Source organism: Sphingobium fluminis (assembly GCF_037723805.1).
Lineage (GTDB): Bacteria > Pseudomonadota > Alphaproteobacteria > Sphingomonadales > Sphingomonadaceae > Sphingobium.
The window spans coordinates 33,797-45,472 of the sequence record NZ_JBBJUK010000008.1 but is presented as its reverse complement, the minus strand read 5'-3'; the positions used below and the strand labels follow the sequence as shown (position 1 = coordinate 45,472).

The window sequence follows — 11,676 nt, the reverse complement described above, 5'->3', positions numbered from 1 at the left end:
TGGAAAGACAATTGATGAAAGCTATTCGCGTCACCAAGCCGGGCCGGTATGAAGACCTGGAACTGATCGAGGAGCCGACGCCCGAGCTTGGGCGGCGCGATGTGTTGATCCGTGTCCGCGCGGCGTCCCTCAATTATCGCGATACGATCATCGCGAAGGGCAGCTACCCTGGGCCGCTCGCCCATCGCGTGGTGCCGGTTTCGGACGGTGCCGGCGATGTGGCCGCGGTGGGCGCCGACGTTACGCGCGTCAAGGTTGGGGACCGCGTCACCGCAAACTGCATCTGTGACTGGATCGGCGGTCCCAACATCGCCGAATATCGTGGCAATAGCATCGGCACCACGATTGACGGGATGCTTGCGGAATATGCCCGGGTGGAAGAGCGGGCCGTCATCCTCCTTCCTGATAGCCTGACGTATCAAGAGGCGGCCTCGCTGCCTTGCGCGGCTGTTTCGGCCTGGTCCGCTCTTCATATCGCCGCACCGCTTGCACCGGGGCAGACTGTCCTGATCCAGGGGACCGGCGGAGTCGCGCTGTTTGGCCTTCAGATCGCGCGCATGTTCAACGCGCGCGTGATCGCGCTGACCTCGTCTGAAGAAAAAGCGGAAAAGCTGAAGGCGATGGGTGCCGCTGCCGTCATCAACTATCGCGAGACGCCCGATTGGGAGCATCCCGTACTCGACCTCACCGACGGCAAGGGTGTCGACAAGGTCATCGAAATCGGCGGTTCGGGAACGATCAATCATTCGGTGGCTTGCACCCGCGCCGGCGGCGAGATTGGGCTGGTGGGCTATGTCACGGGCACAGAAGGCGGCGTGTCGCCGATTGCGATGCAGATACGATCGGTCAATATCAAGCCGGTGTCGATCGGTCCGCGTCTCTCGTTCGAAGCCTTGCTTGCCGCGATGCACGCGACTGGCACGCGCCCGGTGATCGATTCCGTTTTCCCCTTCCTCGAATTCCGGGATGCGCTTCGTCACCTTGAAAGCGGCGCGCAGGTCGGCAAGGTCGTTATCGACGTGTCGCAATCATAAGATAACCGGGAAAGTTATTTCCGGGCACGAAAGAGGATCACCCATATGACCATGACGGACGGGGCGACACTGCATCCGGGCTATACCGTGCCGGATGCTTATGGCTACCTCACGCCGCGCGCGGGGTTTGAAGTCGATCCTAATAGCCTCGGCGATTTGCCGGTTCCCGAACGCAATGCCATCGCGATCCTCTCATCCTATGAACCGGACGGACGGGGGAGGCTGGGCGCTTATGTAATGCCGATATTTTTCGACCCCGCTTATGGCCGCCTTACCCTCGCCGAGCGGGAATTCATCGGCGTCGTCGTTTCGGCGGTCAACCACTGCATCACCTGCCTGATCGTCCACACGCATCTGTTGGGCCGGTATATCGGCGATCACGGGCGCGCACGACGGATCGGCATCAATTACCGCCAGGTTACGCTGTCTGCGCGCGAGCGGGCAATCGCCGATTTCTGCGTAAAGTTAACCAGCCATCCCGGTCACCAGGAGCAGGCGGACATGCGACTGCTGCGTGATGCCGGGCTGGACGATGAGACGATCTATTATGTCGTCGAGCTTGCCGGACTGTTTAACCTGACGAACCGGACGACAGCTGCTTACGGGATGCGGCCTGACGATGATTTCGTGCGCGAAATCGCGCCGAGGCGCGAGTGATGGAAGAGCCGCAGACCCCGGTTCTCGTTGAACGACAGGAACATATTCTGATCGTTACGATCAATCGACCCGACGCCCGCAATGCGGTCAATGCGGCGGTGCACACGGGCCTCGGCAAGGCACTGGAACTTGCGGAAAATGATCCCGACATACGTGTCGTCGTGCTGACGGGCGCGGGGGACAAGGCGTTCTGCGCCGGTACGGATCTCAAGGCCATGGCGCGGGGCGAAAGCAACTGGCCGGAAGATCGCGAACAGAGAAGCTGGGGCTGGGCCGGCGTCGTCCGTCATCCGATAGGCAAGCCAATCATCGCGGCGGTCAACGGTTTCGCGCTGGGCGGCGGCACCGAACTGACACTGGCCTGTGACCTGGTGATCGCCGCAGACCATGCCGAGTTCGGCCTGCCCGAAGTCAAGCGCGGCATCTTCGCCGCCGCAGGCGGTGCATTCCGGTTGGTGCAGCAACTGCCGCCGAAGCTTGCTATGGAATTGCTCCTGACCGGCGACAGCTTTACGGCGGCGCGCGCGCTGGAACTGGGCTTCGCGAACCATGTCGTGCCGCTGGCAGACCTCATGCCCACCGCGTTGAAGATGGCGCGAAAGATTGCCGCCAATGCGCCGCTGGCGGTCCAGGCGAGCAAACGGATCGCCAAGGCTATCGTGGAGGGGAAGATCGCCTCCGACGCCGATTTCTGGGCCGCAAACAAGCGGGAAGGATCGATAGTCATGCGATCGGCCGACGCTCGCGAAGGCCCCCGGGCCTTCGCCGAAAAAAGGCGACCAAGCTGGCAAGGGCAGTAAACCGGGCAATCTATAGTAAAAGGGTGGATCGGGCGCGGCGGCTGAACGGATCGAGGCGGGGGTTCTCGTGACGGCGGTGCAAAAAGTGCCGCTAAGCAAGTTATCGAAACATAGCGATAAAAGCCGCGAGAAAATTACGACCCATTGATATCGTTGACCGGTGAGGTTTCTCGACCTTCAGCCAGCGGAGTGTAGGCTCGTTCCTGGGAGGGCCGAGTCGTGGATGCGCCCTTTCGACAATATCTTGGTTGCGAACGGTTTCCGGAGAATTAGCCGAACCCGAAGTCGCGCATTTCTTCTCGCTTTCCGATGACGACGGCGAGCCGTCCGCCGCCGACGACGACCGCTAAACCGGTTGGGTGTGGCGATACCGTTGCACGACGCCGTGCAACGGCGGAGTTGGCGCGACACCTGGCAGTGCGTTTGCGCTGCTACGATATCCTCGCCGACGAGCCCGCTGCGAGGTCGGGTACATTGCCGCTCTTCCCTGAAGCATGACGCACGCCACCTTCCGGGTTGAGCGCTGATGCTGGCTATATTTCTGCTTGCCGTCGCGGTCGTGCAGGGCGGCCAGTCCTTCGCCTGCACACCCGTCAGGGTCTGGGACGGCGATGGCCCGATCTGGTGTCGCGAGGGCCCACGGATCCGGCTCGCTGGGATAGCGGCGCGGGAGATTGATGGCTCGTGCCGCACGGGACACCCCTGCCCGCGGGATTGTCGCGCGCGACACGCTGGTGCGGTTGCTGGGTGGCGCGAATGGGCGGAGCGCCACAGGCCATATCCTTGTCAAAGGTCCGACACTCCAATGCCGATCGACTGGTAATGCGAAAGGGAATCGCACCGGTGCCTGGTGCGCCGCGCGAGCGATCGGCGATGTCAGCTGCGCCATGATTGCGAGCGGCACGGTGCTGCGATGGAGGCGCTACGCGGCGGACCACTGCCGCTGAGAGGACACGGAGGGCAATATCCTCGTTGAATGGCGCACAGGGCGCGGGTCTGCGGCGCATGGCCGGCTACGTGTCCGGCACGTTCCCATGTCAAATCTCGGGCGGCTCAGGCCATGCTCGAGGATGCGAAATGGCGACGGGTCAGCTGGCGGCGGGGAACGAAGGTAAGGCTGAGCGCCCGCTTCGTCGCCATGCGCGTGCGCGTGCGCATCGCCGATCGTCCGCTCCAGCGGATCGGCTCTGCAGGAGCCCAGCATATGCCCGGCGAAGACGCCTGGCTGGTGCGCGAGCATCGTTCGAACGGCGAGCGCAAATACTACCTCTCCAATCCGCCTCCAGAGACCGAGATCCGCGAGCTGGCAGGTGCGATCAAGGGCCGCTGGATTTACGAACAAGCCCACCAGCAACTCAAGAAAGAGCTTGGCCTCGATCATTTCGAGGGAAGGTCATGGACGGGGCTGCATCGACACGCGCCCCTGACGATGATGGCCTGCGCGTTCTTGCAAACAAGAAGGCCCGCTCAGGCGGGCCGGCAAAAAGAGTCTCCGCGCCGCCACCTCAACCCAGCCTGCCCAGCAGTCCGCCAAGCCATCCTTGATCGCCTGGCGCGCTCGCCGCCAAGCCATTGCCCTCACTGCAGAGGCCGTCTGCTGAACCAACCCAAACTTTACCAAAGTAGTGCTAGCAGTTCGCGCCGCACCTTACGCCGGAATAATCCGCCGTGAGCGCAAAGGGACACATTTGGGTCAGGGCCCATTTGCCAAGTAACACGCTAAAATGGGCCTTTCGTCATTGGGCCGGCGCCTAACTAAAAATCTTGGACCTTACGGCGGACGATCTCCGATTGAGCGAATTGCGGCGCCCACGAACGTTTGAATCGTGGACCATGCAGGTGCTTTAACAGCGGCCGCTCTTGATAAAGAGTGCCGCTTAGGCTTCGCACGCATCATCCGCTACCCCTCCATTTGCTATAAATCCACAACGTATTGTTTCGGGAAAATCATAGGAGGGGACCCCAATGCGGTCATTTCGCGTGCGATCGATCAGAATCGTTTTGTTAATCTCAGCGTTAACGCCGGGCACGACTTGGGCGCATCAAGCAACGCAGCCCGAGCCAGCCGCTGGTCCGGATGGCCAAGCCATGTCGCCCCAGACGGCGGTCGGGTCAATAGGTGACATTATAGTTACCGCCCAGCGCCGTTCTGAGCGATTGCAGGATGTTCCGATCGCGATCCAAGCGTTTGATTCTGCTGCACTCGAACAATCGGGGATCGCTCGGCCGGATGACCTTCCAATGATAGTTCCTGCCATGACCTTCAACCGCTCAGCCGGGGGCTCGGTGCCGTATATCCGCGGCATCGGCGGCAACGATGCGACCGCTGGCCAAGAAGCACCTGTATCCACTTACGTGGACGGTGTGTACATCCAAAGCCTTTATTCAAATAATCTCGCACTTAAAAACATTGCGCGAGTTGAGGTGCTCAAGGGGCCACAAGGAACACTATTTGGCCGGAATGCAACAGGCGGTTTGATCCACATCATCACCAAAGATCCATCATCGACTCCATCGGGTGAGTTCGAAGTCAGCGCTGGAGACCACCAAACATACACGACCAGCGGATATGCCACGAGCGGGATTACCGCTAATCTCGCTGCCGACGTTTCCTACTATGTGCGAAGGCAAGAAAAGGGTTATGGAATAAATTTAACCACAGGAACCGACACCAATTTCAACAACGAGTATCTAATCCGTTCGAAGTGGAAATATACAGGAGATTCGACGTCGCTAACGCTAATCGGCGATTATACTCGTATCGAGTCTGCGCAGGGTTTGAACAGAAATCTATTGCCAGGCGTAATCGGCGCGGCAGGAAACCGATCTTCAGGTAGATATTACGATACTAATAACAATTTGGACTTCGTACGCAACACAAAAGCTTATGGGGGATCACTACAGATCGACCACGATTTTGGCGATGCCAATCTAGTCTATATCGGGTCTATCCGCAGAGATCGATCGTCGATCGTAGCGGACACTGATGTTGGTCCTGCAGTCGTTGCCTATTTTAGAAGCAATTTCTTTACAAACACCATGAGCCATGAGGTAAGACTCAGTTCAGATACGAGTGGGCGCAGCAGCTGGATCGGCGGCCTGTATTATTTGAACTCAAAGGGTGGACCGCACCTCAGAGTATTCGCTGGTCCTGCGGCATTGCTTGTTAGCAACCTTGTTGGCCAAGTCAAAACCGATTCCTACTCGATATTTGGTGAATACGCTCTCAAGCTCTTTGGTCAAGGCCGTCTGACTATAGGTGGGCGCTACACAATCGACAAAAGAGAAGCGTCAGGATCATCCAACGGCGTGACCACAATGCGTCCAGATCTAGAAAAAACATTTAAGGAACCTACGTATAGAGTGGTTTACGATCACCATATTAATGACGATGTGATGGTGTTTGCCAGCTATAATCGTGGCTTCAAAAGTGGGAATTACAACCTTCAGCCAATATCCGCTCCTTTTGATCCAGAAACGCTCGATTCTTATGAAGTTGGTACTAAAACCAGCTTCATGAACGGTAAGTTAAGATTTAACGCCTCTGCCTTTCACTATAAGTATAAAAACCTGCAGGTTCGCATCACTCGGGGATTTACAACTTCGACTTTTAATGCTGCAGCTGCTGAGGTAAATGGGATGGAGGGCGACCTTTCTTTTAGTCCTTTCGCGGGGCTAACATTCAATGCCGCGGCGGCCTATGTCGATTCGAAATATGTATCGTTCCGAAGTGCGCAGTCATTTGTCCCTGTCAGCAGTATTCTTGCGCCAGGGCAACGTTGCCCTGGTGTCACGACCGGGGCTGCACCGACCGGCGGCAATTGCATCGTGCCCGCAGACGCCACTGGTAAGCCGCTTATCAGATCGCCAAAGTTCAGCGGTAATCTAGGCGTGACTTGGGAACAACCGCTCGCGAGTGGAAATCTCACGTCCACGGTGCGGATCTCCTATCGTGACGGATTCAATTGGGAGCCTGATGGGCGCGTTCCAGAGCATAACAACACGCTCATAAACGGTAGCATCGTTTGGAAGACCGCCGACGAAGGCTTGGGCATTGGCATTCGGGCCGAAAACCTTCTTGCCTCGAGATATCAGATCCTCGGTGGATCGGTAGAAGCAGGAGATTATTATTCTGCCGGAAGTCCGAGGACGTACAGCGTATTTGCCGAATTCAAGTTCTAGAGCCAATAAGGCCCTAGCCCGTTAAGTCGTATTATCATAACAATAATATTTAACTGTGACATGGCTGCGGTTGGTATATTAAATGCGCGGAAATAGTGAGCGGTTTTGCTATCCGGAGACGATTTGTCCGCCGATCGGGATCACTGGATATTGTGATTCTGCCGGCTTTCACTGGTAACTGGATAGTAAGCTCAGCTCGCAAGCGTGAATCGTTAGCGATCGATCAAAATGCCGCTTCGGGTGCTGTAAGATGACTGTGGTCGAGAGAAGCGAGGAAACAGACTTGGCAAACGGGTAATCTTAGCTTGGGAGTAACACGTAGTGATCGTTAACGGGAAATCTGTGAACCTCGATACAGATGCAGACGCTCCGCTCCTTTATGCTTTACGCAACGAACTGGGATTGCGGGGAAGCCGTTTCGGCTGTGGCGAAGGAAACTGTGGCGCCTGCGCCGTTCTCATCAACGGACTTGATGAGCAATCGTGCCAAGTAACCGTTCGCCAGGCAGCAAATCGCTGCATCACTACGATTGAAGGCTTGATCGACGACGCAGGAATTCCGGGCCGCGTACAGCAGGCTTTGATCCATCATCGTGCGGGACAATGTGGCTATTGCTTGTCTGGCATTGTCATGCGAATCGAAGCCGCCCTGATGGTGGGCGCAACTCGCGGGGGCATTGTTAAACGCCTGAACGGGAATCTTTGCCGCTGCGGTTCCCATGTGCGTATACTTCGCGCGGTCGACAGCCTGCTCGAAGAGCAAGTTTCATGACCAAATTAGGTCTAGTTACGCACCCGCTAATCGATAATTGGGTGTCTTTCAAGCTGCCTGGGCAAGTTCAGTTGCGCATCGGCAAGGTTGAGTTCGGCCAGGGCATCGGGACGGCTATCGCGCGGATCGCGGCGGAGGAGTTGGATGTCGATCCAGTCAGAATAGATATCATAGCCGGTGACACCCATCTGACCCCCAACGAGGGGTTCACTGCGGGAAGCATGTCGATCGAGCTATGCGGTGCCAGCATACGCGGGGCGGCGTCTGCCGCGCGCCGGCTGCTCGCTGGCGCGGCGACTGTGCCACCCGAAGCCATCGTAGATGGCTCCTTCATGATTGGCGGGACGTGCACCGGTGAAACATATTGGACGATTGCACCGAAGGTTGATTTGCGCCTCCCGATTGCCGATTGGGCAAGTCCGAAATCTGCAAACCATTATCGGCTGATCGGCGCGGATGGAGGTGGTATCGACTTGCGTGCCGCCCTTATGGGCGCGGCATATATTCATGACATGATGTGGCCAGGCCTGCTTCACGCCCGCGTGGTTCGAAACGCCGATTTCACTGCGCGCTTAGGAAAGATTGGGCACCTCGTGTTGCCGCCCGGCGTGCAGCTTGTTCATGATGGTGCATTCGTCGGCATCATAGCGCCTCGCGAGGATCAGGCGGTCCTTTTCGCTCAGCGAATTGCTGAAAGGATAGTGTGGTTGGTGGCTGATGATACGCGTCCAGATCCACTTCGCCAGATAGCCCAGGCAGCGGCGCTCCACCAGATGGACAATGTCGAGGAGGTTGGTGGCAGCGGGTGCCAACTGACGGTCGTCGCCAGCAGAGATTTTATTGCGCACGCGTCGATCAGCCCAAGCTGCTCGATCGCACTATGGGAGGATGACCATCTCACGGTATGGTCGCACAGTCAGGGCGTATTCTCCCTGCGAGGGGCACTGGCCGCACTGTTCGCAATCGAAGAGACCCGCATTCGAGTCATTCATGCGCGGTCCTCAGGCTGCTACGGCCATAATGGCGCCGACGATGCGGCTGCAGATGCCGCGATGTTGGCGCGCACAGTTCCGGGACAACCCGTTCGACTGTTATGGACGCGTGCCCAAGAACTGACCTGTCCGCCGCTCGGTCCGGCAATGCGGACTCGCATCGTAGCGCATCTTGATGATGCCGGAATGATGAAATCTATGCACGCACAGATCGTCAGCGGATCGCACGGGCGCCGCCCCGGCAGCGCAGGCATCAACTTGCTCGCGGGCTATCTGCGCGAAGATCGCGTCACCCAAGACATAGTCACCGATCCCCCGTCGGCGGTAGGCGGCGGCGCCGATCGCAACGCGCTCACAGGTTATGCAATCGAGAATATTTCCGCGGCGAAGGAGATTGTTACCGCGCCGCAGCTGCGGACATCTTCACTTCGTTCCCTGGGCGCGCATGTCAACATTACGGCAATTGAATCGATGATGGATGAAGCTGCGGCTGTGGCCGACATGGATCCAATCGCCTATCGGCTCTTGCATCTAACGGACCCCCGTTGTCGGGCGGTCATCGAGCGCGTGGCAAAGATGGCGTCGTGGCCGCGCGCGAATTGCGGCATCGGCTATGCGCAATATAAGAACAAGGCGGCCTATTGCGCGGTGATCGCCCAAATCGAACTGGCTGTGCAGGTTCAGGTAACGCAAGTTTGGTGCGCCGTCGATGCCGGGCTCGCGATTGATCCAGACGGCATAATTAACCAGATTGAAGGCGGCATTATCCAATCAATCAGCTGGACCTTGAAAGAATCAGCGCCGCTTGCAAATGGCGTGCCGGTGGCGGAGAATTGGGATGACTATCCCATACTTTGCTTCGATGAGATCCCGGAAGTGTCTGTAGAACTCATCGATTGCCCGGACGAGCCAAGTCTGGGTGTGGGGGAAGCGTCAGTCGGGCCTGCCGCGGCGGCCGTGACCAATGCGATCGCGGCGACTGTGGGGGTTCGTGTCGCATCAATGCCGATCACACGAGACAAAATTGTCGGGGCTCTCATCGGAGAAGGATAAAAGGTTGATAGACGTCCACACCCATGTTCTTCCCCGGCGATACATGGCCTTCCTGGCGAAACAAGGAATATCGAGGCCGCAAAGATTACCGCCACCCTCCGACGCACCGCCAGGAAATCGGATGACGCCATGGAGTGATTCTGCGGAAGACGTTGACATGCGGATCAATCTCATGGATCACGCGGGAGTTCGCCAGCATATACTTTCGCCGACATTCGCGCCCTATCTCGAAGACAAAGCAGCTGCTGCCACTGCGGCCCGCCTCGTCAATCGTGAGATTGCCGCCCTCGTCGTGAAAAAGCCGGATCGGTTCCGCAGTTTTGCGTCGCTGCCCTTGCCGCATATCGATGAAGCGCTCGCCGAGATCGATTACGCATTTGATGTGTTCGGCATGGATGGAGCTACGATACAATGTTTCGTGGGTAACCGCTCGGCCACCGATCCCCTTTTTGAGCCTGTGTATGCCGAGCTGAACCGCCGGGGGGCGGTGCTATTCCTGCATCCTTGCGTCAATGGTTTGTGCTCCAAATTCGTGAATGATCCAAGCCTAGAGCTGTCGCTCGGCCCACCGCTCGAGGACACTGTGATTGCGGTCCACTACATGATCTCCACGATTCCGAATCGCTATCGAAACTTGAAAATCATTATCCCACATCTTGCTGGCGGTCTGGCAATGCTGCTGCGCCGTCTCGACAATCAGCTTCCACTCGTAGCGTCACTAGCCGAGCCACCCAGCATTACCGCCAGGAGAATGTGGTATGATAGCTGCTGTCACGGCTCTTCGGCAGCAATGAATGCCGCAATTGAGGCTTTCGGTGCCGATAGGATTGTCCTGGGAAGCGATTATCCCTTTCTAACGCCGCACGAGACTTATGGCGAGACAATTGGGTTTCTTGCACGGCTCGGCCTTTCGGATTCAGCCCTCGAACTTGTTTTGCGCGGCAACGCGGAGGCGTTGTTGAGACAGGAGCGTCGGCCTAGTGCGGAACCGGCCTGCTTCAGAGCAGCACCGTAGCGCGGACAGATCGGGTCGCGTTGCTGATGAAAAACAGTTGAAGGTGACGGCATTCGTCAGAACATACCCTGACCGTCTCGGCGGAGACATAATGGCAGAGGTTCATCCGCAGCTTCGATTCCAGTCAAGCGTTGGATGAATGATAGCCCTTCGATCTAGCAGGATGGCATCACCGGTGGGCCAGCAAAGTGGTTTCGTTCGAGGAGACCGTCGGATTGGGTGTGGCCGATGATCGGCTCGATGGCGTTGCGGCGCCGCAGCTCGGGTGATCGTGGGCGACGTGATGCCGCGGGTGTGGGCGATGTAGACCTTTGCCTTGCCGCCGTGCTTGTGGCCAAGATAGTCGCAATCGACGTAGGCTCGTTCGACAGCGGTGCCGGTCAGGCGCTCGATCTAGTCGATCTGCCCTGCCAGGGTGTGACCATCTAGGGGCTGCTCGGTAGCGCTTGCATGCCGATGATGAACTGCCCGCCGGCCGTGCGCGCGTTGGTGACCGTAATCGAGATCTTCATCCCGAACTCGTAGCTGGCCTGGCCTTGCCCATGGCGATGCATTCCACCTGGGGGCGTGGAGGGTATAGAGTTTGGCGGAATCGTCGGGCTTCTGGACGAGGATGCTTGCGACCCGCTGGCGGGCGACCGCAAAGGCGGCTTCAAGCGCTTCGTCCCGCGATCTTGCGGCCAATGTCGCGGTCGAGCCGCCCCAGCCAGGTCCGCAGCTTCCGCAGCCAGCGCACCGCCTGTTTGTGGCCCCGGCCATTGATCAGCCGGGACACGTCGCGGCGCGCCCGCCGACCCACGCGCAGAAACCATTGGCGCAGCTTGATGCCGTGTTTCCTGGCAAGGCGATTACCCTCCAGCGTAAAAATGCCCTGTTCACAGGTCATGAACCGGCGAAATGAGAGATCGAGACGCCATCCATCCGGCGTGATCGAGGGCAGGGATAAGAGGGGCAGCGTTCCGCCTGTCAGCGCATCCCGGGCCAGCATTTGACTTGCCCTGTTTGGCAACCTGAATCGCGGCATCGCGGTCGAAAGGCTGATGGTCATGTTCGCAAGCGAGGCGGCGAGACGGTAGCCCGCCCCGCAGCAGTCGCAGATATCAGCACCGCTCTCTCACATGCCTGCAAGCAGCGTTAGCACAGAGGGCTGGCACGCATCGTGTCATGGCTCA

9 protein-coding genes and 2 pseudogenes are annotated in these 11,676 nt (G+C 58.2%); 10 read left to right on the top strand and 1 reads right to left on the bottom strand.

Going from position 1 to position 11,676, the window contains the following annotated elements:
* Positions 1-14 precede the first annotated feature (14 nt).
* The 10 genes and pseudogenes from WG907_RS17035 (at position 15) to WG907_RS16990 (ending at position 10,933) form a co-directional block, all read left to right on the top strand.
* A complete protein-coding gene (locus WG907_RS17035; RefSeq protein ID WP_340234689.1) occupies positions 15-1,034 on the top strand; it encodes a zinc-dependent alcohol dehydrogenase family protein in 1,020 nt (339 codons plus the stop codon).
* Positions 1,035-1,079: 45 nt separating this feature from the next.
* Positions 1,080-1,691: a peroxidase-related enzyme gene (locus tag WG907_RS17030; RefSeq protein ID WP_340234688.1), complete on the top strand. Its 612-nt coding sequence runs from the start codon at positions 1,080-1,082 to the stop codon at positions 1,689-1,691.
* Positions 1,691-2,491 carry a crotonase/enoyl-CoA hydratase family protein gene (locus WG907_RS17025; protein ID WP_340234687.1) on the top strand — a complete coding sequence of 267 codons (801 nt, stop codon included), beginning with the start codon at positions 1,691-1,693 and terminating at the stop codon, positions 2,489-2,491. The genes WG907_RS17030 and WG907_RS17025 overlap by 1 nt, the downstream gene beginning before the upstream one ends.
* Before the next feature lie 526 nt (positions 2,492-3,017).
* Positions 3,018-3,438 (top strand): annotated as a pseudogene (locus WG907_RS17020) (hypothetical protein).
* 51 nt (positions 3,439-3,489) lie between these two features.
* Positions 3,490-4,163, top strand: a pseudogene (locus WG907_RS17015) (transposase family protein); the annotation flags it as partial.
* A 416-nt stretch (positions 4,164-4,579) separates the two neighbouring features.
* On the top strand, positions 4,580-6,673 hold the full coding sequence (locus WG907_RS17010; RefSeq protein WP_340234686.1) for a TonB-dependent receptor: 2,094 nt from the start codon (positions 4,580-4,582) through the stop codon (positions 6,671-6,673).
* 321 nt (positions 6,674-6,994) lie between these two features.
* Positions 6,995-7,444, top strand: coding sequence for a (2Fe-2S)-binding protein (locus WG907_RS17005; RefSeq protein WP_340234685.1), 450 nt, complete (start codon positions 6,995-6,997; stop codon positions 7,442-7,444).
* Positions 7,441-9,489 carry a molybdopterin cofactor-binding domain-containing protein gene (locus tag WG907_RS17000; RefSeq protein WP_340234683.1) on the top strand — a complete coding sequence of 683 codons (2,049 nt, stop codon included), beginning with the start codon at positions 7,441-7,443 and terminating at the stop codon, positions 9,487-9,489. The genes WG907_RS17005 and WG907_RS17000 overlap by 4 nt, the downstream gene beginning before the upstream one ends.
* Positions 9,401-10,504, top strand: coding sequence for an amidohydrolase family protein (locus WG907_RS16995; RefSeq protein WP_340234681.1), 1,104 nt, complete (start codon positions 9,401-9,403; stop codon positions 10,502-10,504). Before WG907_RS17000 ends, WG907_RS16995 begins: the two co-directional genes overlap by 89 nt.
* 240 nt (positions 10,505-10,744) lie before the next feature.
* Complete coding sequence (locus WG907_RS16990; RefSeq protein WP_340234679.1) at positions 10,745-10,933, top strand: hypothetical protein; 189 nt, start codon at positions 10,745-10,747, stop codon at positions 10,931-10,933.
* A 223-nt stretch (positions 10,934-11,156) separates the two neighbouring features.
* Here the strand turns inward: WG907_RS16990 and WG907_RS16985 are convergent, their stop codons facing one another.
* Positions 11,157-11,492, bottom strand: coding sequence for a hypothetical protein (locus WG907_RS16985; RefSeq protein ID WP_340234677.1), 336 nt, complete (start codon positions 11,490-11,492; stop codon positions 11,157-11,159).
* Between the last annotated feature and the right edge of the window lie 184 nt (positions 11,493-11,676).

What these genes read in the sequence shown, in the direction of transcription:
- WG907_RS17035 (WP_340234689.1), top strand. Translation starts at nt 15, where the DNA reads ATGAAAGCTATTCGCGTCACCAAGCCGGGCCGGTATGAAGACCTGGAA.
- WG907_RS17030 (WP_340234688.1), top strand. Translation starts at nt 1,080, where the DNA reads ATGACCATGACGGACGGGGCGACACTGCATCCGGGCTATACCGTGCCG.
- WG907_RS17025 (WP_340234687.1), top strand. Translation starts at nt 1,691, where the DNA reads ATGGAAGAGCCGCAGACCCCGGTTCTCGTTGAACGACAGGAACATATT.
- WG907_RS17010 (WP_340234686.1), top strand. Translation starts at nt 4,580, where the DNA reads ATGTCGCCCCAGACGGCGGTCGGGTCAATAGGTGACATTATAGTTACC.
- WG907_RS17000 (WP_340234683.1), top strand. Translation starts at nt 7,441, where the DNA reads ATGACCAAATTAGGTCTAGTTACGCACCCGCTAATCGATAATTGGGTG.
- WG907_RS16995 (WP_340234681.1), top strand. Translation starts at nt 9,401, where the DNA reads ATGCGATCGCGGCGACTGTGGGGGTTCGTGTCGCATCAATGCCGATCA.
- WG907_RS16990 (WP_340234679.1), top strand. Translation starts at nt 10,745, where the DNA reads ATGGCGTTGCGGCGCCGCAGCTCGGGTGATCGTGGGCGACGTGATGCC.
- WG907_RS16985 (WP_340234677.1), bottom strand. Translation starts at nt 11,492, where the DNA reads ATGCTGGCCCGGGATGCGCTGACAGGCGGAACGCTGCCCCTCTTATCC.